This window comes from Azorhizobium doebereinerae UFLA1-100 (genome assembly GCF_000473085.1).
In the GTDB taxonomy this organism is placed as follows: domain Bacteria; phylum Pseudomonadota; class Alphaproteobacteria; order Rhizobiales; family Xanthobacteraceae; genus Azorhizobium; species Azorhizobium doebereinerae.
In genome coordinates, this window is sequence record NZ_AXBA01000021.1 from 44901 (window position 1) to 65892 (window position 20992).

Sequence of the window (20992 nt, forward strand, 5' to 3'; positions counted from 1 at the left end):
ATGCTCAGGCCGCGATGGCGGAGAGCGGGGCGATCTTGAAGCCGTACTTCCGGTCCAGCTCCAGCTCCTGGATGATGCGGATGCCCTTGGCGAGCGCATCGCCCTGGAGCCCGGTCAGCGGCTTGCGCAGGTCGCCGACCGGCAGGCCCACCGCCTTCATCAGCGACTTCACCGCCACCGGGTTGATGGCCGAATAGGTGTAGTGCAGCAGGGGCAGGAGGCCGAGATAGGCGTCCTTGAACGCTTCCGCGCCGAGATCGCCAACCCACGGGGTGGAGATGGCGGCGAGTTCCGCCGGGGCGAGGTTGCCGGTCATGTTGGCGGTGCCGTGGCCGCCCAGGCTCATGGTGGGCACCACCAGGCCGAGGTTCGGGCTGTCGCAGCACATCACCGACACGTCGGGGCGCGCCGCCAGCACCTGCGCCACCTGGCCGACGCGGGTGGTGGATTCCTTATGGATCACGTAGTTCGGGTGCTTGAAGATGCGCAGCAGATTGTCCCAGTGCAGGTCGCTCTTCACGCGGGGCGGGTTGTTGTAGATGCCGAGCGGCAGGCTGGTGGCGTCCGCCACGTCGAGGAAGAAGGTCTCGATGTCCGCTTCCGGCGCGCAGATATAGGCCGGCGCGGCGAGGATGGCGCCGTCGGCGCCGTTGGCCTTCGCGAAGCGCACGTTCTCGATCGTGCTCTCGGTATTGTTGCCGGTGCAGCCGTAGAACAGCGGCATGGCCGCCGTCTTCATCTTCGCCGTCTCGACGATGACCTCTTTCTTCTCCTCGGCGGAGAGCATGGAGGTCTCGCCGGTGGAGCCCATGATGAGGATGGCGGCGGTGCCGTTGTCCTGCTGGAACTTCAGAAGCTCGCGGAAGGCGCCGAAGTCCACCGAGCCGTCGGTGTTGAAGGGCGTGACGATGGCGACGAAAGAACCCGTGATCTTGTCCATGGTGGCCTCGTGCCGTAAGCGGGCGCATGGGCCCGCAGGTGCCGGATTATGCGGAGATAATGGCCGTCTGGCGGGCTGGCGCAACCGGCGGAAGCCGGGACGGGAGCTGCCTTTCAAATAAGTGTTTGAAATTTGCCGCGCACCCGTCACCCTGTCAATAGCGGCGGCGGTTTTCGCCGGAAGGCGATGCGGAGCGGGAGGACGGCGACCATGGGGATCGAGCGCAGGCCGCATCTTGCTCATTGGGGGGCCTTCACCGCCCTGGTGGAGGATGGCCGCCTGGTGGGCTGCGCGCCGTTCGCGGCCGACCCCGCGCCGTCCCGCCTCCTGGAGAGCATCGTCCCGGCGGTCTATTCGGACCGGCGCATCCGCCGGCCGGCGGTGCGCGAGAGCTTCCTGCGGCACGGCCATCGGGCCGGCGGCGCCGGGCGCGGCCGCGAGCCCATGGTGGAGGTGGACTGGGAGGTGGCGCTCGACCTCGCGGCGCGCGAGATCGCCCGGGTCGAGGCCGAGCATGGGCGCGGCGCTCTGTTCGCCGGCTCTTACGGCTGGTCCTCCGCCGGCCGCTTCCATCATGCCCGCTCGCTGGTCCGGCGCTTCTATTTCAGCGGCGGCGGCGCCGTGGACCAGGTGGGCAATTACAGCTGGGGCACGGCGCAATTCCTGCTGCCGCACATCATCGGCACCTACCAGCCGCTGACCGGCCGGGTGACCGCCTGGCCGAGCATCATCCAGCATGCGCAGATCTTCCTGGCCTTCGGCGGGCTGGCGCTGAAGAACGGGCAGGTGGCCTCCGGCGGGGCGGCCGAGCACACCCAGGAGAAATGGCTGCGCGCCCTCGCCGCCGCCGGCATCCCGGTGGTCAACGTCTCGCCGACGCGGGGCGATTGCCCGGATTTCCTCAACGCCGAATGGGTGCCGATCCGCCCCAATACGGACGCCGCCTTCATGCTGGCGCTGGCGTTCGAGATCCTCCGCCTCGGCGGGGCGGACGACGATTTCCTCGCCAGCCATACGGTCGGCTTCGCGCCCTTCGCCGCCTATGTGCGCGGCGAGAGCGACGGCGTGGCGAAGACGCCGGACTGGGCCGAGGCCATCTGCGGCGTGCCGGCGGCGCGCATCGCGGCGCTGGCGGCCCGGCTCGTGGGTGTGCGCTCCTACATCACCTGCGCCTTCGCCGTGCAGCGGGCGGAGCATGGCGAGCAGCCTTATTGGCTCGCGGTGGCGCTGGCCGCCCTGCTGGGGCAGGTGGGCCTGCCGGGCGGCGGCTTCGGCTTCGGCCACGGCTCCATGAACGGGGTCGGCAATCCGCGCCCCGCCACGCCCGGCCCGGAGATGGCGGTGGGCGCCAATCCGTTGAAGCGCGCCATCCCCGCCGCCCGCATCACCGAGATGCTGGAGGCGCCGGGCACGCCCTACGCCTTCAACGGCCGCACCGAGACCTATCCCGACGCGCGCCTGATCCATTGGGCGGGCGGCAATCCCTTCCACCACCACCAGGACCTCAACCGCTCCTCCCGCGCATGGGCGAAGCCGGAGACGGTGATCGTCAACGAGATCTGGTGGACGCCCACCGCCCGGCGGGCGGACATCGTGCTGCCGGTGACGACGACGCTGGAGCGCAACGACATCGGCGGCTCGTCCCGTGACCGCTACGTCATCGCCATGCGGCAGGCCATCGCGCCGCTGCATGCCGCGCGCTCGGACTATGACATCTTCGCCGATCTCGCCGAGCGCCTCGGCCACGGCCCGGCCTTCACGCAGGGGCGGGACGAGATGGGCTGGATCCGCGCCATCTACGACCAGTGCGCGGCGGCGAACCGGGCTGCGGGCATCGCCTTTCCGGAGTTCGCGGCCTTCTGGGCCGAGGGCGCGGTGGAATTGCCGGAGCCGGAACACGACTTCGTGCTGTTCGCCGATTTCCGGGCCGACCCGCAGGCCCATCCGCTCAAGACGCCGAGCGGACGGATCGAACTTTATAGCGCTGCCATCGCCGGCTTCGCGCTGGAAGATTGCCCGCCCCACCCGGTGTGGCGCGCGCCGCGGGAATGGGCCGGCGCGGCGCAGGCGGAGCGCTTTCCCCTGCACCTGCTCACCGTGCAGCCGGCGGATCGCCTGCACAGCCAGATGGACTTTGCCCCCCTGCCGCAGGGCAACAAGGTGGCGGGCCGCGAGGCGCTGGCCATGCACCCGCAGGACGCGGCCGCACGCGGCTGCGCGGCCGGCGACACGGTGCGGGTGTTCAACGACCGGGGGGCGCTGCTCGCCGGGCTGGTCCTGGACGCGGGCATCCACCCCGGCGTGGTGGTGATGTCCACGGGCGCCTGGTTTGACCCCGATCCCGACGATCCGGATGCGCCGGAGCGGGGCGGCACCGCCAATGTGCTCACCCGCGACGTGGGCACGTCCCGCCTGACGCAAGGGCCCAATGCCATGAGCTGCCTGGTGGAGGTGGCGCTGGCCTGAGGCGTGACGCGGCGTCGTGCGGACGGCTGCCGCCCCGTGCGGATACGGGCGCGTCTCCCAGGCAGTTCACGGCAGGTTGCGACGGATCAATTCGTTTCAGTTGTTTCTGAAATAGCTGTTGTCGGATCATGATGACGCTATCGCCCCTGGTCCAGGACTTCGTATTGCATTTCGGTGAAATGGGCGGTCGCTGGGGCATGAACCGCACGGTGGGGCAGATCTATGCGCTGCTGTTCGTGTCGCCCGCGCCGCTCTGCGCCGATGAGATGGTGGCCGCGCTCGGTATTTCGCGCTCCAACGTCTCCATGAGCTTGCGTGAGTTGCAGTCCTGGAACCTTGTTTTGCTCAAGCACCGGGCTGATGATCGGCGCGATTTCTACACCACGCCGGAGGACGTCTGGCAGATCCTGCGCACCCTGGCCGAGGAGCGCAAGAAACGAGAGATTGACCCAACGTCAGCTGTGCTGGACGATCTCATCGCCCGCCGCGCCGCCGATGCGGGGGACCGCCACGCCCAGGCGCGGATGCGGCAGATGCAGGGCCTGATCGGCCAGCTTGCCGGCTGGTACGACGAGGTGAAGGCCTTGGACAATACGCGCCTTGCCGGGCTGCTCCGGCTGGGAGCAAAGGTCACTCGATTGTTGGACGCCACCGATAAGTTCCGGCCGAGCCGTCGTGCCTTGCGGGGGAAATCTACGCAATGACCCGTCATTCCCAGACACCGGCGGCGACGCCAGCGGACTTCCGCATGGTCGTGGAGACCGCGCCCGCGGTCCGTCGCCCGCGTCCCAAGGGCGGCGAGGGCGTTGCCCCGCACGGCCGGCTGCGGCCGGCTCCCGCGCGGGCCTCCGAGCCGGAGGCGTCGGACCCGCGCGCCATCGGCAAGCGCCAGGCGTCCATCGGCGCGGCGCTCCAGGCAGCGGGCGCCCTGCTGTTCATCGGCCAGGCGGCGTTGATCGCCTATGGCATCGACGCCATTGCCGCTGGCGCGGGCGTCGCCGCTCTGCTTCTGCCCGCCGGTATCGTGCTCGCCCTCGGCGTGTTGCGCGCGGGGCTGGAAGCGGCGGGCGGGCGGCTGTGCCACCATGCCGCCCGGGCCGCGCTCACCGCATTGCGTGGGCGCGTCGGCCTGGCGCTCGCGGTGCGCTCGCCGCTCGACCGCGAGCGGCCGGCGGCGGGCCTTGCCGCCAGCGCCATCGCCGAACAGGCGGAAGCGGTGGTGCCCTATCTGTCCCGCTTCCGCCCGGCGCGGATGCGCGCCACCTTCGTGCCGCTGGTCATCTTCGCCGTGGTGCTGCCGCTCTCCTGGGCGGCGGCGCTGGTGCTGCTGGTGGCGCTGCCGCTCATTCCCCTCTTCATGGCGCTGATCGGCATGCGGGCGCAGGCGGCGAGCGAGGCCCAGCTGGCGCAGATGGGCGACATGAACGGCTTTCTGCTGGACCGGCTGCGCGGCCTTTCCACCATCCGCGCGCTCGACGCGGTGGACCTCACCGCCGCCCGGCTGCGGGCGAGCGCGGAAGACCTGCGGGCGCGCACCATGGCGGTGCTGCGCATCGCCTTCCTGTCCTCCGCCGTGCTGGAGCTGTTTTCCGCCCTCGGCGTGGCCATGGTGGCGGTCTATGTGGGCTTCCATCTGCTCGGCACCATGGAGTTCGGCACCTGGGGCGGACGCCTGTCGCTGGGCGAGGGGCTGTTCATCCTCATGCTCGCGCCGGCCTTCTTCGAGCCCATGCGCGACCTTTCCGCGGTGTGGCACGACCGCGCCGCCGGCGAGGCCGCCTTCGCCACGCTCGACCGGCTGAGCATGCCGGGCCTGCCGCTGCCCGGCGCCGACGTGGTGGGGCCAGAGCCCCGTGCCGCCGCCCCCGCGCCCGGCGTGGAGCTGCGCGCCGTCTCCTTCCGGCACGCCGGCGGGACGGCGCCGTTCGACGCCTTTTCCCTCGCCGTTCGCCCCGGCGAGCGGGTGGCCCTGCTGGGGCCGAGCGGCACGGGCAAGTCCACCTTGCTGGCGCTGGTGGCAGGGCTCGCGCCGGTGGCGGCGGGCGAAGTGCGGATCGGCGGCGTCGCGCTGGCGCCGGAGACCGCCGCGGACCTGCGCGCCGGCATGGCCTGGATCGGCCAGAGGCCGCATTTCTTCGCCGGTTCGCTGCGTGCCAACGTGGCGCTCGGCCGGCCGGAGATCAGCGCCGAGGCGGTGGACGAGGCGCTCACCTTCTCCGTGCTCGGCGGCGTGACGGCGGGCCGGCATGGCATCGGTGTCGGCGAGGACGGGGCCGGTCTCTCCGGCGGCGAGGCCCTGCGCCTTGCGGTCGCCCGCGCGGCGGTGGATCCGCGCGTGCAACTGGTGCTGGCCGACGAGCCCACCGCGCATCTCGACGCCGCCACCGCCGCCGAGATGACCGAGGCATTGCTCACGCTGGCGTCCGGGCGCACGCTCATCGTCGCCACCCATGATCCGGTGCTCGCCGCCCGCATGGACCGGATCGTCCGGCTGGAGGCGCGCGCATGACCCCCCGCCAATCCCCGCCCGCCGCCACGGCGCGCCCCCGCGTCCACCTGCCCTGGGCGGCGCTGAAGCCGGTGCTGGCGCTGTTCCTGGCCGAGCGCTGGCCGGCCCTGGCGGGCGGCGCGCTGCTCGCCGCACTGACCGTCCTGGCGGGCATGACCCTGCTGAGCCTCTCCGGCTGGTTCATCGCCGCCACCGCCATCGCCGGCTTTTCCGCCGGCACCGCGCTGGCCTTCGACGTCTTCGGCCCCGCCGCCGCGATCCGCTTCCTGGCGCTGGCGCGCACCGGCGCGCGCTATGGCGAGCGGCTCGTCACCCACGAGGCGACGCTCGGCGTGCTCGCCGGCCTGCGCGAGCAATTGTTCCGGGGTTGGGCGGCGCCCGGGGCCGCCCGCGCGCTGCTTGCCCGGCCGGCCCGTGTCCTGTTCCGCCTGACCGAGGACATCGACGCCCTCGGCCAGCTCTATCTGCGGGTGCTGGTGCCGGCAGGCGCGGCGGTGGTCGCCGCGCTCGCCGCCGGCATCGCGCTGGCCTGCGTCACCGGGCCGCTCGCCGGCGCCGCCCTGGGCGGCGGTCTGCTGCTGCTCGGCCTCGGCTTGCCCTATGCGGGCGCCCGCGCCGCCTATGCCGCCAACCGCCGGCGCATCCACGCCATGGAGGCGCTGCGGGCGCGCACCATCGACCTCGTGGCGGGCCAGACCGAGCTGGCCATGGCCGGCCGCCTGCCGGCGCAGCGCCGGCGGCTGATCGCCGCCGATGCGGCGCTCGCCCAGGCCGATCACGCGCTGAACCGCACCGAGACCCTGGTGGGTGCCGGCTTCGGCATCGGCGGCGCGGCGCTGCTCGCCGGCGCGCTGCTGCTGGCCGGCTGGCTGGCCCAGTCCGGCGAGATCGGCGCGCCGGTGGCCGCCGCCGTGGTGCTGGGCACGCTTGCCGCGCTGGAGCCGTTCGCCGCCCTGCGCCGCGGGGCGCTCGAGCTCGGCCGCACCCTGCTCGCCTCGCGCCGCCTGGCGCCGCGCCTCGCGCCGCAGCCGGCCGGCGTGATGCCCCTGGCTCCGCCCGCCGGCCTCGCCGTGCGGCTGTCGCGGGTCGATTTCCGCCATGCCGACGCCGCTCGCCCGGCGGTGGACGATGTGTCCGTGGTCATCGAGGCCGGCGCGCGCGTCGCCGTGGTGGGCGCGAGCGGGGCCGGCAAGTCGAGCCTCATGGCCCTGATCGCCGGCGAGGCCGTGCCCGGAGAGGGCACGGTGGAGGCGGTGGCGGCCTCGACGCTGACCCAGCGCACCGAACTGTTCCAGGACAGCCTGCGGGACAATCTGCGCCTCGCCGCGCCGGCCGCGGACGATGCCGCGCTCTGGGCCGCGCTCGCCGCCGCGGGGCTGGCGGACGACGTGCGGGCCATGCCCGGCGGCCTCGACGCGCGGCTCGGCGAGGGCGGGCTCGGCCTGTCCGGCGGGCAGGCGCGGCGCCTGGCCGTGGCCCGGCTGCTGCTGCGCGACACCGCGCTCTGGCTGCTGGACGAGCCGACCGAGGGGCTCGACGCGCAGACCGCCGAGGGCGTGCTGTCGAGCCTGGCCGAGCGCGCCGGCGGCCGCACGCTGGTGGTCGCCACCCATATCCGCCGCGAGGCCGCATTGTGCGATCGCCTGCTGGTGATGGCGCAGGGCCGGGTGATCGCCCGGCCGGTGCGCGGGGAGCCGGGGTTCGACGCGGCGCTCGCCGGGCTCAGGCCCGACTGAGGGCGGGCAATTTACCCACTTGCGGGCGCGGGGCACCGCCGTAGAGAGACGTAACAGGGGACAGGGCGACCCCGAGGAGAGACAGGATGGAATTCGATATCGTTTCCCTATCGCGGTTCCAGTTCGCGATGACGGCGCTCTACCACTTCCTGTTCGTGCCGCTGACGCTGGGCCTGTCCGTCATCCTCGCCATCATGGAGACGGTGTATGTGATGACCGGCCGGCGCATCTGGCGGCAGATGACCAAGTTCTGGGGCACGCTGTTCGGCATCAACTTCGCCATCGGCGTCGCCACCGGCCTCGTCATGGAGTTCCAGTTCGGGATGAACTGGAGCTACTACAGCCATTATGTGGGCGACATCTTCGGCGCCCCGCTGGCGATCGAGGGCCTGATGGCCTTCTTCCTTGAAGCCACCTTCGTCGGCCTGTTCTTCTTCGGCTGGGACCGCATGTCCAAGGTGGGGCACCTCACCGCCACCTGGGCGGTGGCGTTCGGCTCCAACTTCTCGGCGCTGTGGATCCTCATCGCCAACGGCTGGATGCAGAATCCGGTGGGCGCCGCCTTCAACCCGCAGACCATGCGCATGGAGGTGACCGACTTCTACGCCGTGCTGTTCAACCCGGTGGCGCAGGCCAAGTTCGTGCACACCGTCTCGGCCGGCTACACCGTCGCCTCGGTGTTCGTGCTCGGCGTCTCGGCCTGGTACCTGCTGAAGGGCCGGCACGTGGAGCTGGCCAAGCGCTCGATGACCGTCGCCGCCTCCTTCGGCCTCGCCGCCTCGCTCTCCGTGGTGGTGCTGGGCGACGAGAGCGGCTACCTCACCACCGAGCACCAGAAGATGAAGCTGGCGGCGATGGAGGCCACCTGGCGCACCGAGCCGGCGCCGGCTCCCTTCACCGTGGTGGGCTTCCCCGACCAGAAGGCGCGCGAGACCCATTATGCGGTGGAGATCCCGTGGGTCGGCGGGCTCATCGACACCCGCTCGCTGACCACCCCGGTGGAGGGCATCGAGCAATTGGTGGAGCGCGCCAAGGTCAACATCAAGCTCGGTGTCACCGCCTTCGACGCCTTGCAGAAGATCCGCGCCGCCGGCAGCGGCGCGGTGGCGCCAGACGTGAAGCAGGCGTTCGAGGACAATGGCAACCTGCTCGGCTACGCCCTGCTGCTGAAGCGCTATGTGGACGACCCGCGCAAGGCGACGCCCGAGCAGGTGTCGCAGGCGGCGTGGGATACGGTGCCGCAGGTGGCGCCGCTGTTCTGGACCTTCCGCGTCATGGTGGGCCTCGGCTTCTACTTCATCCTGCTGATGGTCACCTTCTTCGTGCTCTCCGCGCGCCGCATGCTCGACCGCTACCCGCTGCTGCTGCGCCTCGCGGTGATCTCGATCCCGCTGCCCTGGATCGCCGCCGAGAGCGGCTGGTTCGTCGCCGAGTTCGGCCGCCAGCCGTGGATCATCGAGGGCATCCTGCCCACCGCATCGGCGGTGTCCAGCCTCGGGGCGGCGACGGTGCTGCTCACCATCGTCGGCTTCGCCCTGCTCTACAGCGTCCTGTTCGTGATCGAGATGGCATTGATGCTGCGGGCCGTCCGCAAGGGGCCGTCACCGGACGACGCGCCGGACGCCGTGCTCATCCCCGCCACCGTCGTGCCTGCGGAGTGATCCCATGATCCTGCATGAATTGATCGACTATCAGGTTCTGCGCCTGATCTGGTGGCTGCTGCTGGGCGTGCTGCTCGTCGGCTTCGCCGTCACCGACGGCTTCGACCTCGGGGTGGGCGCGCTGCTGCCGTTCGTCGCCCGCACCGACCTGGAACGCCGGGTGGCCATCAACAGCATCGGCCCGGTGTGGGAAGGCAACCAGGTGTGGCTGATCCTCGGCGGCGGCGCCATCTTCGCCGCCTGGCCGCCGCTCTATGCGGTGTCCTTCTCGGGCTTCTATCTCGCCATGTTCGCCATCCTGGCGGCGCTGATCGTGCGGCCCGTGGGCTTCAAGTATCGCTCCAAGCGCGACAGCGCGGCGTGGCGCAGGGGCTGGGACTGCGCGCTGTTCCTCGGCGGGTTCGTGCCGGCGCTGATCTTCGGCGTGGCGGTGGGCAACACCCTCCAGGGCGTGCCGTTCCGCTTCGACGAGGACCTGCGGATCTTCTACGAAGGCAGCTTCTTCGGCCTGCTCAACCCGTTCGCCCTGCTGTGCGGGCTGCTCTCCGTCGCCATGGTGGTGATGCACGGCGCCACCTGGCTGGTGCTGAAGACCGAAGGGCCGGTGGCGGCGCGGGCACGCAGCTACGGCAGCCTCGCCGCGCTCGCCACCGTGGCGCTGTTCGCGCTCGGCGGCGTGGCGCTGTTCCTGTTCGTCGGCGGCTACAAGATCACCGGCGTCATCAACCCGCTCGGCCCCTCCAACCCGCTGATGAAGAGCGTGGAGACCGCGCGCGCGGCCTGGTTCGCCAATTATGCCGCCTATCCCTGGCTGCTGGCGGTGCCGGGGCTGGGCTTCCTTGGCGCTGCGGGGGCGGGCCTGGCGCTCCGGGCGCGGCTGGAGGTGGGCGCGCTGCTGCTGAGCGGGCTCAGCATCGCCGGCATCATCGCCACCGTGGGCGTGTCCATGTTCCCGTTCATCCTGCCGTCCTCGCTCGACCCGCGGGCGAGCCTGACGGTGTGGGATGCCTCATCGAGCCATCTCACGCTGTTCATCATGCTGGTGTGCACGGTGATCTTCATGCCGATCATCCTGGCCTACACCACCTGGGTCTACCGGGTGCTGTGGGGCAAGGTCGACGCCAAGTCCATCGCCGACGGGCAGGGCCACGCCTACTGAACGAGGAGACAGTATCATGTGGTATTTCGCCTGGATCCTCGGCCTGCCGCTGGCCGCCGCCTTCGCGGTGCTCAACGCCATGTGGTACGAGCTGATGAGCGATGAAGCCGAGCGCCGCAAGGCGGCGGGAAAATAGGACCGGGGGCCGCGCCGCAGCAGGCCTGGGCGCGGCCTCATCATCCGGACGTCCCCACCACGCGAGCCCCTGGCCGGCGCTCGCGCGGCGCGGTGCCGGACGCGACGCAAGGTCCGTCCGGCGCAGCCGACCGACCGCTCAGCCCTTGGGCTGGGCGGTTGGCGTTTCAGGGGCGCGTGGTGCCCAAGGACCTCGCGCCCTCAGGCCTTCTTCAGGAACTCGGTGCGCAGCACGAGGCCCTTCACCTGCTTGGTGTTGCATTCCACCTCGGCCGGGTCGCCGGTGAGGCGGATGTTCTTGACCAGGGTGCCGCGCTTCAGCGTCTCCGAGGTGCCCTTGACCTTGAGGTCCTTGATCAACGTCACGGAATCGCCGTCGGCGAGCTTGGTGCCGTTGCTGTCCTTCACGATGATCTCGTCGCTCACGTCCCGGTCCTTTCGCCAGCGCGGCATGCGCTGTGGCGTCTTATACGGGATCGGCGGGGGTAATCCACCGCGGGGCGTTGCGAAGGCCGGTCAGCCTGCCAGCGCGAGCAGGCCGCGGGCGATGACATAGAGCCCGACGGCGGCGACCACCACCCCGAACACCCGCGCCAGCAGGCCCTTGCGCGCCGCCATGCGGCCGGCGAGCCGGCGCCCGGCGAACCCGCCGAGCACGCCGCCGGCGATGAAGACGGCGACCATCCGCCAGTCGACGAAGCCGGAGATGGCGTAGTTCACGGCCGTGGTGACGCCGAAGGCGGTCACCGCCACCAGCGACGAGCCGATGGCGAAGATCAGCGGCATGCCGGTGGCGGCCAGCAGCCCGGGAACCACGAGGAAGCCGCCGCCGATGCCGAAGAAGCCGGACAGCGCACCGACGCCGACGCCATAGGCCAGCAGCCGGGGCAGCAGGCGCGGGGCGGAAGCGGGGGAGAGCCGCACGCCGGCATCCTCCCGCGCTCCGGTGCGCCGGAACATGGTGATGGCGATGACCACCATCAGGCCGCCGAACAGCAGCAGGAGCTTCTGCCCGTCCATGGCCTTGCCCAGCGTCGAGCCGATCGCGGCCCCGGCGATGCCGGCGGCGGCGAACACCGTGGCGCAGGGCCATTTCACATGGCCGGCGCGGGCGTGGCCGGCGAGGTTGACCGTGGCGCTGACCGCCACGGCGATGGCGCTGGTGCCGATGGCCACGTGCGGGGACGGAACGCCCACCAGATAGACCAGGAGCGGCACCGCCAGCACCGAGCCGCCGCCGCCGATGAGGCCGAGCACCAGCCCGACGAGGGTGCCGGACCCCAGGGTCAGGATATCGGTGAGAGCGGGCACGCGGGTGTCTCCGAGGGAAGGCCATGGCTCCGCCGACGCCGGTCGCAGCGGATCGGCGGGCGGGCAGGGGAAAGTGGAAGGAACCCCCGGCGCTCAGGGGCCGGAGCGGCCGGGGGCAGGCAAGGCCGCGTCAGAGCCCGTTGATGGGCACCTTCAGGAAGCGCTTGCCATCCGCATCGGGCGGCGGCAGCTCGCCGGCCCGCATGTTCACCTGGATGGAGGGGATGATGAGGCGCGGCATGTCCAGCGTGGCGTCGCGGGCCGAACGCATGGCGACGAATTCCTCCTCCGTGATGTCGTCGCGCACGTGCACATTGTGCGCCCGCTCATCGGCAACGGTGGTCTCCCACTGGATCTGCCGGCCGTTCGGGCCGTAGTCGTGGCACATGAACAGGCGGGTCTGCGGCGGCAGCGCCAGCACGCGCCGGATGGAGCGGTAGAGCACATGGGGATCGCCGCCGGGGAAATCCGCCCGCGCGGTGCCGCCGTCCGGCATGAACAGCGTGTCGCCGACGAAGGCGGCGTCGCCGATCACATGGGTCATGCAGGCCGGGGTGTGGCCGGGGGTGTGCATGGCGAAGGCCGTCATGGTGCCGATGGCGTAGGTGTCGCCGTCCGCGAACAGCCGGTCGAACTGGCTGCCGTCGCGCTGGAATTCGGTGCCCTCGTTGAAGATCTTGCCGAAGGTGTCCTGCACCACGGTGATCTTCTCGCCGATGCCCAGCTTGCCGCCGAGCTTGCCCTGGATATAGGGCGCCGCGGACAGATGGTCCGCGTGCACATGGGTCTCGATCAGCCATTCCAGCGTCAGGCCATGGTCGCGGATGAAGGCGATGATCGCGTCGGCGGACTGGTAGGCGATGCGTCCCGCCGCGTAGTCGATGTCCATGACGCTGTCGATGACCGCGCAGGCGGAGGACGCGGGGTCCTTCACCACGTAGCTCACCGTATTGGTCGGCGCGTCGAAGAAGGCGGTGACCTGCGGCTTCACGTCGAGCGCCACGGCATGGGGGACCGGAGGCGTCGGGCTGGTGGGCGTCATGCTGGCGGACATAAGCGGCTCCTTTCAGCGGGAAGGGGAGGGGATGGCGGGCGCGCGGGTCGCGAGCCAGCGGGCGGCGGCCATGCCGGCGAGCATGGCCGGCATGAAGACGAGCGCGCCGGGCGCGGCGAGGGCAAGGGCGGTGAAGGCCGGCCCGGGGCACAGGCCCGACAGGCCCCAGCCGATGCCGAAGATCGCCGGGCCGACGATCAGGCGCGGTTCGAGATCGCGCCGCGTCGGCACCTGGAAGGCGGCGGCGAACAGCGGGCGCGGCCGGGCGAGCACGAGGCGGAAGCCGATGAAGGTCACGGCCACGGCGCCGGCCATGACGAAGGCGAGGCTCGGGTCCCAGGTGCCGGCCACGTCGAGGAAGTTCAGCACCTTGGCGGGGTTCGCCATGCCGGAGATCACCAGGCCGAGGCCGAAGACGAGGCCGGCGAGGAGTTGCGCGAGGATGCCCATGTCAGCCTCCAAGGCCGTGGCGGACCACCAGGACGGTGAGCCCGGCGGCCAGCATGAAGACGGCGGTGGCGACCAGCGAGCGCGGCGAGAGCCGGGCGAGGCCGCAGACGCCGTGGCCGCTGGTGCAGCCATAGCCCCACACCGAGCCGAAGCCGACCAGCAGGCCGGCGGCGGCCATCAGCGGCAGGTTGCCGGAGACGGTCTGGATGATCGGCGCGCCGGTGGCGGCCATGACCAGGACGGGGGCCAGCACAAGGCCGGCGAGGAAGGCGATGCGGCCGGCAAGGCCGCTGTCCTCATAGGGTGGGAACAGGCGCGAGGCGATGCCGCTGATGCCGGCGATGCGCCCGCTGGTGGCCAGCAGCAGCACCGCCGCAAGGCCGATGAGCGCGCCGCCGACGAGCGAGGCGAAGGGGGTGAAGACCGTGATCATGATTGAAATGCCATCTCACTTCAGCGGGCAGGTGCGGATGCCGAGCAGGACGTAGGCCGGGCAGAAGCGGAACAGCCCGGTGAGGACGAGGACGGCGCCCACCGCCGGCAGCACCCAGATCCAGCCGCCGAGCCCGGCGAGGGCCGCGGCGGCGGCCGGCACGAAGGGAAGGGCGATGAGGACGAGGCCGGCGATGAGGCGCGCAGCGCGATCGAAAGAACCGACATTGACCATGGGATCCTCCATGAGTAAATTCTAATAAACAAATATTAGGTTCTTCTAATATGTCAAGCGTCACCTTGTCCCACGCCGGCCCCGCGCCGGACACGCCGCTGTCCATCCTCGAACCGCGCGCGGAGGAGGCCGCCGCTCTGCTCGCCTCCATGGCCAATGCCAAGCGCCTGCTGGTGCTCTGCCATCTGGTGGAGCGCGAGCGCTCGGTGGGCGAGCTGGCGGCCTTCGCCGGGCTCAGCCAGTCGGCTTTGTCGCAGCATCTGGCCAAGATGCGCCTCCAGGGCCTCGTCGCCACCCGGCGCGAGGGGCAGACCATCCACTACCGCCTCGCCAGCCGCGAGGTGCGGGCGGTGCTGGAGACCCTGTACGGCCTGTTCTGCGCCCCGGCGGAGGGCTGAGTTGTCGTCCGGCCCGGCGGGGGCGTAGCATGGGCTGATCGCCACCCGCGGGTTCGTCCTCATGTCCCCCACGCGCAGCACCGGCCCCGCGCCGCCCGCCTCCCCCGGTCCCGGGGAGGAGATCGGCGTGCTCGGCGCGGAGGCGGAGCAGGCGTGGATCTCGGTCATCCAGAAGATGGACGAGACCTATGCCGAGCTGCTCTCCCAGCAGGTGGAGCTGGAGGCGAAGAACGACGCGCTGGAGGAGGCGCACGCCTTCATCGCCGGCGTGATGGCCTCCATGACCGACGTGCTCATCGCCTGCGACCTCACCGGCCGCATCGAGCAGGTGAACGTCGCCGCCGAGCGATTGTTCGGCCGCACCGCATCGGCGCTGCTGGAACTGAAGCTGGCCGACCTGCTGGCGCCGGGCTCGCCCGCGAGCTTCGCCGACGTGCTGGCCGTGGTCGCCCGCCGCCAGCGCATCGTCGACCAGGACTTCGCCTTCGCCACGCCGGAGGGGCCGCTGCCGGTCTCGGTCAACGGCGCCATCCGCTTCGATCCGCGCGGGCGGGCGGTGGGCATCGTGCTCATGGGCCGGCCCATGGGCGAATTGCGCAAGGCCTATAGCGACCTCGCCGCCGCCCACGAGCGGCTGAAGGAGACCCAGCAGCAGCTGATCCAGGCGGAGAAGATGGCCTCGCTCGGCCGGCTGGTGGCCGGGGTGGCGCATGAGCTGAACAACCCGATCTCCTTCGTCTATGGCAACGCCCACACCCTGAAGCGCTACAGCGAGCGCCTCGCCGCCTATCTCGGTGCCGTGCACGGCACGCCGAACCCCGCCTTGGCGCCGCTGCGCGCGGAGCTGAAGATCGACCGCACCCTGGCCGAGCTCGGCCCGACGCTGGCCGGCATGCTGGAGGGCGCCGAGCGGGTGCGCGACATCGTCGCCGACCTGCGCCGCTTCTCCTCCGACCGGCGGCAGGCGTGCGAGCCGGTGGACATGGCGGGCCTCGTGCGCTCGGCGCTGGACTGGGTGGCGAAGGCGCAGAGCCCCGAGGTGGCGGTGGCGACCGACCTCGCCGAGGGGCTGGACGTCTCCGGCCATCCGGGGCAATTGCACCAGGTGATGATGAACCTGATCCAGAACGCCCTCGACGCCATGGAGGGCCGCGCGGAACGGCGGCTGGAGATCACCGGCCGCCGGGAGGCAAGCCGGGTGGTGATCCGCGTGCGCGACACCGGCCCGGGCTTCGCGCCGGACATCCTCTCGCGGGTGTTCGATCCCTTCTTCACCACCAAGCCGGTGGGCAAGGGCACCGGGCTCGGCCTTTCCATCAGCTATCGCAGCGTGCAGGAGCACGAGGGCACGCTTCAAGCCGCCAACCATCCGGCCGGCGGCGCGGTGATGACCCTGTCCCTGCCCGCCGCCGGGAGTACCCCGTCATGATGGACCTCGCGCGGCGCGCGCCGTTCACCATCCTCTGGCTGCAATCGGGCGGCTGCGGCGGCTGCACCATGTCGCTGCTCTGCGCCGAGGCGCCGGACCTGATGACCACGCTGGAGACCGCCGGCATCCATATGCTCTGGCACCCCAGCCTGTCGGAGGAGACCGGCGCGGAGGCGGTGGCGTTGCTGGAGCGGGTGGCGGCGGGCGAGATCCGCCTCGATGCGCTGTGCGTGGAGGGCGCGCTGCTGCGCGGACCGAACAATACCGGCCGCTTCCATGTGCTCGCCGGCACCGGCCGGCCGACCATCGACTGGGTGCGCGACCTGGCGGGCGTGGCGGAGCATGTGGTGGCCATCGGCACCTGCGCCGCCTATGGCGGGGTGACGGCGGCGGGCAGCAACCCCACCGACGCCTGCGGCCTGCAATATGACGGCCGCCGCGCCGGCGGCGCCCTGGGCGCGGGGTTCCGTTCGCGCGCCGGCCTGCCGGTGATCAACGTGGCGGGCTGCCCGACCCATCCCAACTGGATCACCGAGACCTTGATGCTGCTCGCCGCCGGGCTGATGGGCGCGGGCGATCTGGATTCCTACGGCCGCCCGCGCTTCTATGCGGACCATCTCGTCCACCACGGCTGCCCGCGCAACGAATATTACGAGTACAAGGCGAGCGCGGAGAAGCTCTCCGACCTCGGCTGCATGATGGAGCACCTGGGGTGCCTGGGCACGCAGGCCCATGCGGACTGCAACACGCGGCCCTGGAACGGGGAAGGCTCCTGCACCCGCGGCGGCTATGCCTGCATCAACTGCACCGCGCCCGAGTTCGAGGAGCCGGGCCACCCCTATCTCCAGACGCCGAAGATCGCCGGCATTCCCGTGGGCCTGCCCACCGACATGCCCAAGGCCTGGTTCATCGCCTTGTCCTCGCTGGCCAAGGCGGCGACGCCGGAGCGGCTGCGGCGCAACGCGGTGTCGGACCATGTGGTGATGCCGCCCACCGTGCGGGACATCAAGCGGCGATGAACACCCCCTCCGGGGCCGAGGGCGCGCGCCGCCTGATCGTCGGCCCGTTCAACCGCGTGGAAGGCGACCTGGAAGTGCGCCTGGAGGTGGCGGACGGCGCGGTGCGCGCGGCCTTCGTCAACTCGCCCTTGTTCCGCGGCTTCGAGCGCATCCTGGAGGGGCGCGACCCGGCGGACGCGCTGGTGATCGCGCCGCGCATCTGCGGCATCTGCTCGGTGTCGCAGTCGCAGGCGGCGGCGCTGGCCCTGGCCGGGCTCCAGGGCATCGGGCCGACGCAGAACGGGCGCATCGCCACCAACCTCCTGGTGGCCACCGAGAACGTGGCCGACCACCTGACCCATTTCCACCTCTTCTTCATGCCGGATTTCGCCCGCGCCGCTTATGCGGGCCGGCCCTGGTTCGCCGAGGCCGAGGCGCGCTTCAAGGCCGGCAAAGGCACCAGCGCGCGGCGGCTGATGGCGGCGCGGGCCACCCTCATGCACATCCTCGGCCTGCTGGCCGGGCGCTGGCCGCACACGCTCGCCATCCAGCCGGGCGGGGTGACGCGCCGGGCCGAGCCGCGCGACCAGATGCGGCTGCTGGCGACGCTGGGCGCGGTGCGCGCGGCGCTGGAGGCGCATCTCTACGGCGCCCCGCTGGAGCGGGTGGCGGAACTGGCCGCCCGCGAGGAACTGGAGGCGTGGCGCGCCACGGGGCCGGCGGGCGACTTCCGCCTGTTCCTGGAGATCGCCGCCGACCTCGGGCTGGAGCGCATCGGCCGGGCCTATGACCGCTTCCTGAGCTTCGGCGCCTATCCCGGCGACGACGGGCCGCTCTATCCCGCCGGCACCTATGCGGAGCGCCGGCCGGGCCGTCTCGACCCCGCCGCCATCGCCGAGGACCACACCTTCGCCCGCATGGAGGACCGCGCGGTCCCGCACCATCCCTTCGCCGGCTCCACCATTCCCGATGGCCTGGACGAGACCGGCTACACCTGGTGCAAGGCGCCGCGCCTCGCCGGCCTGCCGTTCGAGACCGGGGCGCTGGCCCGGCAGGTGATCGACGGCCAGCCCTTGCTGCGGGCGATGGTCGGCGCGGGCGGCGGCAGCGTGTTCGCCCGCGTGGTGGCGCGGCTGGTGGAGACCGCGCGCACCCTGATCGCCATGGAGGGCTGGGTGCGGGCGCTGGAGCCCAACGCTCCCTGGTGCACGCCCGGCACCCATCCGCAGGCGGGCCGCGCGGTGGGGCTGACGGAAGCCGCGCGCGGCGCGCTCGGCCATTGGGTGGAGATCGCGGGCGGGCGCATTTCCCGCTACCAGATCATCGCCCCCACCACCTGGAACTTCTCGCCGCGCGACGCGGCGGGCGTGCCCGGCCCGCTGGAGGCGGCGCTGGTGGGCGCGGCGGTCCTGCCCGGCGAGACCACGCCGCTCAGCGTGCAGCACATCGTGCGCTCGTTCGATCCCTGCATGGTCTGCACGGTGCATTGAGGCGCGCCATGGAGCCGGAGGGCGAGGGGCAGGAGAGCTTGGGGCAGGAGAGCCTGGGGCAGGACGGCGCGGGAGAACAGATCACGGTGCGCGGCATCGTGCAGGGCGTCGGCTTCCGCCCCTTCGTCTGGCGCCTCGCCCAAAGGCTGGCGCTTTCCGGCAGCGTGCGCAATGCGGGCGACGCGGTGGTGATCCATCTGGGCGGGCCGCAGGCTGCCCGCGCCGCCTTCCGCGCCGCGCTGGCCCGCGAGGCCCCGCCGCTGGCGCGGGTGGAGCACGTCGAGAGCCGCCCCGCCGCGCCGCCGGAGTACGGGGATTTCCGCATCCTGGAGAGCGGTGCGGGCGCGGTGTCGGTGGGCATCGTGCCGGACATCGCCACCTGCCCGGCCTGCCGGGCGGAGATCGCCGAGCCCGCCGCCCGGCGCTTCCGCTACCCCTTCACCAACTGCACCGATTGCGGCCCGCGCTTCTCCATCGTGGAGGGCCTGCCCTACGACCGGCCCCGCACCACCATGCGCGGCTTCCCGCTCTGCCCCGACTGCCGGGCGGAATACGAGAATCCCGCCGACCGGCGCTTTCATGCCCAGCCCATCGCCTGCCCGGCCTGCGGCCCGCGCCTGTCGTTCCTGACGCCGGACGGCGCGGCGGCCGTCTCCGGCGACGCGGCGCTGGAAGCCGCCGCCGCCGCGCTCCGGGCGGGGGCGATCCTCGCCGTGAAGGGCATCGGCGGCTTCCACATCGCCTGCGACGCCACCGACGCGGCGGTGGTGGCGGACCTGCGCCGCCGCAAGCGGCGCCCGGCCAAACCCCTCGCTGTCATGGTGGCGGACCTCGATGCTGCGCGCGCGCTCAGCTGCGTGACGCGCGAGGAGGCCGCCGCGCTCACCGACCCATCCGCGCCCATCGTGCTGCTGCGCCGCCGGGCGGACGGGCCGCTCGCCGCGCCCGTGGCGCCGGGGCAGAGCCATGTGGGCCTGATGCTGGCCTATACGCCGCTGCACCACCTGCTGCTGGCGGCGGCGGGCCGTCCGCTGGTGATGACCAGCGCCAATGCGGCGAACGCACCGCAGGTGTTCCGCGACGACGAGGTGGCGCCCGCGCTTGCCGGCATCGTCGACGGCATCCTCACCCATGACCGGTCCATCGCCCGGCGGCTGGAGGACGGCGTGGTGCGGGTGGCGGCGGGCCGTCCCCGCGTGATGCGGCGCGGGCGCGGGCAGGCGCCCCGGCCGCACCATTGGCCGGAGGATTTCGAGGCCGCCCCGCCCATCCTCGCCCTGGGCAGCGACCTGAAGAGCGCCGCCTGCCTCAGCCACGGCCGCAAGGCGCTGCTCACCCACCACCTGGGCGACCTGGACACGCCCGCCGTGGAGGAGGAATTCGCGCTGGCGCTCGCCGACTATGCGCGGGTGTTCGCCCACGCGCCGCAGGCGGTGGCGGTGGACCTGCACCCCGGCTATCGCGCCACCGCGTTCGGCACCGCCTTCGCGGCGCGCCATGGCCTCCCGCTGCTCGCCATCCAGCACCATCACGCCCACATCGCCGCGACGCTGGCGGAGAACGGCTGGCGGCGCGACGCCGGGCCGGTGGTGGGCATGGCGCTGGATGGCCTCGGCCTCGGCGAGGACGGCACGCTGTGGGGTGCGGAAGTGCTCGTCTGCGATTATGCCGACAGCCGCCGCGCGGCGCGGCTGACGCCCATCCCGCTCGCTGGCGGCGATGCGGCGAGCCGGGAGCCCTGGCGCGTGCTGCTGGCCCATCTCGACCGCGCGCTCGGCCCGGACGGGTGGACGCAAGCGGACCTGCCGCCCGGCCTGTTTGATGGAAAGCCGCTTGCCACCGTGCGGGCCATGATCGCCAAGGGGCTGAACGCGCCTTTGGCGAGTTCAGCCGGCCGTCTGTTCGATGCCATGGCGGCGCTGCTCTCGCTTGCGCCGGATCGCCTGTCGTTCGAGGGCGAGGCGGCGATGGCGCTGGAGGCCGCCGCCGACGGCATCGATGCCGCGCCCTATCCGTTCGCGCTCGCCGGGCGCGATGGCCTGCCGGAGCTGGACCCCGCGCCGCTGTGGCGCGCGGCGCTGGCGGATCGCGCCGCTGGCATCCCGGCGTCGGTATGCGCCGCGCGGTTTCATGTGGGCGTGGCCGAGGCGTTCGCGGACCTTGCCGCGCGGGTGGCGGGTGAACAGGGGCTGTCCACCGTCGCCTTGTCCGGCGGGGTGTTCCAGAACGCCCGGCTGCTGGAGGGCGTAACCGCCCGCCTCGCCGCGCGCGGCCTCGCCGTGCTCCTGCCCGCCGAGGTGCCGGCCAATGACGGCGGCCTCGCCTTCGGCCAGGCGGCTATCGCGGCGGCGCGGCTGCTGCGGGCCGAGGGACGCTGAGCCCCCGCGCCGCCATCAGGCGGTCACGCGCTTTCCGCCGCCGGTGGAAACCGACGGTCCGCTTTCCGTTCGCAGGCGCAGCACGGCGCGTGGAAGACCTTGATCTGGAACATTTCCAGCCTCTGGCACGGGGGTTGCTGAAGGAGCATGAGCGCGCCGCCTCGACGCGGCGCGCGCCGGAGCCGGACGCCCCCCGTGGAACGCCGGCCCG

General features: G+C 72.0%; 19 protein-coding genes. 12 read left to right on the forward strand and 7 right to left on the reverse strand.

The window, feature by feature from the left end:
- Positions 1–4: 4 nt before the first annotated feature.
- Positions 5–940 (reverse strand): 4-hydroxy-tetrahydrodipicolinate synthase family protein, encoded by a 936-nt coding sequence (locus YU1_RS0115510; protein ID WP_029004844.1) that lies wholly within the window; start codon positions 938–940, stop codon positions 5–7.
- Positions 941–1150: 210 nt separating this feature from the next.
- On the opposite strand from YU1_RS0115510, the gene YU1_RS0115515 reads away from it, so the two are divergent.
- The 7 genes from YU1_RS0115515 to cydX all read left to right on the forward strand — a co-directional run bounded on the left by YU1_RS0115515 (position 1151) and on the right by cydX (position 10607).
- The gene (locus tag YU1_RS0115515; RefSeq protein WP_029004845.1) at positions 1151–3406 is read left to right on the forward strand and encodes a molybdopterin-dependent oxidoreductase; all 2256 of its coding nucleotides are present in this window, start codon (positions 1151–1153) and stop codon (positions 3404–3406) included.
- 131 nt (positions 3407–3537) lie between these two features.
- Complete coding sequence (locus tag YU1_RS29755; RefSeq protein ID WP_051356932.1) at positions 3538–4110, forward strand: GbsR/MarR family transcriptional regulator; 573 nt, start codon at positions 3538–3540, stop codon at positions 4108–4110.
- Complete coding sequence (gene cydD, locus YU1_RS0115525) at positions 4107–5915, forward strand: thiol reductant ABC exporter subunit CydD (protein ID WP_245263345.1); 1809 nt, start codon at positions 4107–4109, stop codon at positions 5913–5915. The genes YU1_RS29755 and cydD overlap by 4 nt, the downstream gene beginning before the upstream one ends.
- Positions 5912–7651: an ATP-binding cassette domain-containing protein gene (locus YU1_RS0115530; protein ID WP_051356919.1), complete on the forward strand. Its 1740-nt coding sequence runs from the start codon at positions 5912–5914 to the stop codon at positions 7649–7651. Before cydD ends, YU1_RS0115530 begins: the two co-directional genes overlap by 4 nt.
- Positions 7652–7737: 86 nt before the next feature.
- The gene (locus YU1_RS0115535; RefSeq protein ID WP_029004848.1) at positions 7738–9312 is read left to right on the forward strand and encodes a cytochrome ubiquinol oxidase subunit I; all 1575 of its coding nucleotides are present in this window, start codon (positions 7738–7740) and stop codon (positions 9310–9312) included.
- Positions 9313–9316: 4 nt separating this feature from the next.
- The gene (gene cydB, locus YU1_RS0115540; RefSeq protein ID WP_029004849.1) at positions 9317–10471 is read left to right on the forward strand and encodes a cytochrome d ubiquinol oxidase subunit II; all 1155 of its coding nucleotides are present in this window, start codon (positions 9317–9319) and stop codon (positions 10469–10471) included.
- A 16-nt stretch (positions 10472–10487) separates the two neighbouring features.
- Complete coding sequence (cydX, locus tag YU1_RS32745; RefSeq protein WP_084539903.1) at positions 10488–10607, forward strand: cytochrome bd-I oxidase subunit CydX; 120 nt, start codon at positions 10488–10490, stop codon at positions 10605–10607.
- A 200-nt stretch (positions 10608–10807) separates the two neighbouring features.
- Here cydX and YU1_RS0115550 read toward each other — a convergent pair whose 3' ends face one another.
- The 6 genes from YU1_RS0115550 to YU1_RS0115575 form a co-directional block, all read right to left on the reverse strand.
- Entirely contained in the window at positions 10808–11059 is a 252-nt protein-coding gene (locus YU1_RS0115550) for a zinc ribbon domain-containing protein YjdM (protein WP_051356920.1), read from the reverse strand.
- A 63-nt stretch (positions 11060–11122) separates the two neighbouring features.
- A complete protein-coding gene (locus YU1_RS0115555) occupies positions 11123–11917 on the reverse strand; it encodes a sulfite exporter TauE/SafE family protein (protein ID WP_029004851.1) in 795 nt (264 codons plus the stop codon).
- Between the two features lie 130 nt (positions 11918–12047).
- Entirely contained in the window at positions 12048–12971 is a 924-nt protein-coding gene (locus YU1_RS0115560; protein ID WP_245263346.1) for an MBL fold metallo-hydrolase, read from the reverse strand.
- A 12-nt stretch (positions 12972–12983) separates the two neighbouring features.
- Positions 12984–13421, reverse strand: coding sequence for a DUF6691 family protein (locus YU1_RS0115565; RefSeq protein ID WP_029004853.1), 438 nt, complete (start codon positions 13419–13421; stop codon positions 12984–12986).
- A 1-nt stretch (position 13422) separates the two neighbouring features.
- Positions 13423–13851 (reverse strand): YeeE/YedE family protein, encoded by a 429-nt coding sequence (locus tag YU1_RS0115570; RefSeq protein WP_029004854.1) that lies wholly within the window; start codon positions 13849–13851, stop codon positions 13423–13425.
- Positions 13852–13869: 18 nt separating this feature from the next.
- A complete protein-coding gene (locus YU1_RS0115575; RefSeq protein WP_029004855.1) occupies positions 13870–14088 on the reverse strand; it encodes a YgaP family membrane protein in 219 nt (72 codons plus the stop codon).
- A gap of 50 nt (positions 14089–14138) precedes the next feature.
- Here YU1_RS0115575 and YU1_RS0115580 point away from each other — a divergent pair, with 50 nt between their 5' ends.
- The 5 genes from YU1_RS0115580 (at position 14139) to hypF (ending at position 20781) form a co-directional block, all read left to right on the forward strand.
- On the forward strand, positions 14139–14486 hold the full coding sequence (locus YU1_RS0115580) for an ArsR/SmtB family transcription factor (RefSeq protein WP_051356921.1): 348 nt from the start codon (positions 14139–14141) through the stop codon (positions 14484–14486).
- Between the two features lie 61 nt (positions 14487–14547).
- Complete coding sequence (locus YU1_RS0115585) at positions 14548–15915, forward strand: sensor histidine kinase (protein WP_084539904.1); 1368 nt, start codon at positions 14548–14550, stop codon at positions 15913–15915.
- A complete protein-coding gene (locus YU1_RS0115590; RefSeq protein WP_425339158.1) occupies positions 15912–16934 on the forward strand; it encodes an NADH-quinone oxidoreductase subunit B family protein in 1023 nt (340 codons plus the stop codon). The genes YU1_RS0115585 and YU1_RS0115590 overlap by 4 nt, the downstream gene beginning before the upstream one ends.
- Positions 16931–18403 carry a nickel-dependent hydrogenase large subunit gene (locus YU1_RS0115595; protein WP_035715525.1) on the forward strand — a complete coding sequence of 491 codons (1473 nt, stop codon included), beginning with the start codon at positions 16931–16933 and terminating at the stop codon, positions 18401–18403. Before YU1_RS0115590 ends, YU1_RS0115595 begins: the two co-directional genes overlap by 4 nt.
- Positions 18404–18411: 8 nt before the next feature.
- Entirely contained in the window at positions 18412–20781 is a 2370-nt protein-coding gene (hypF, locus tag YU1_RS0115600) for a carbamoyltransferase HypF (RefSeq protein WP_084539905.1), read from the forward strand.
- Positions 20782–20992 lie beyond the last annotated feature (211 nt).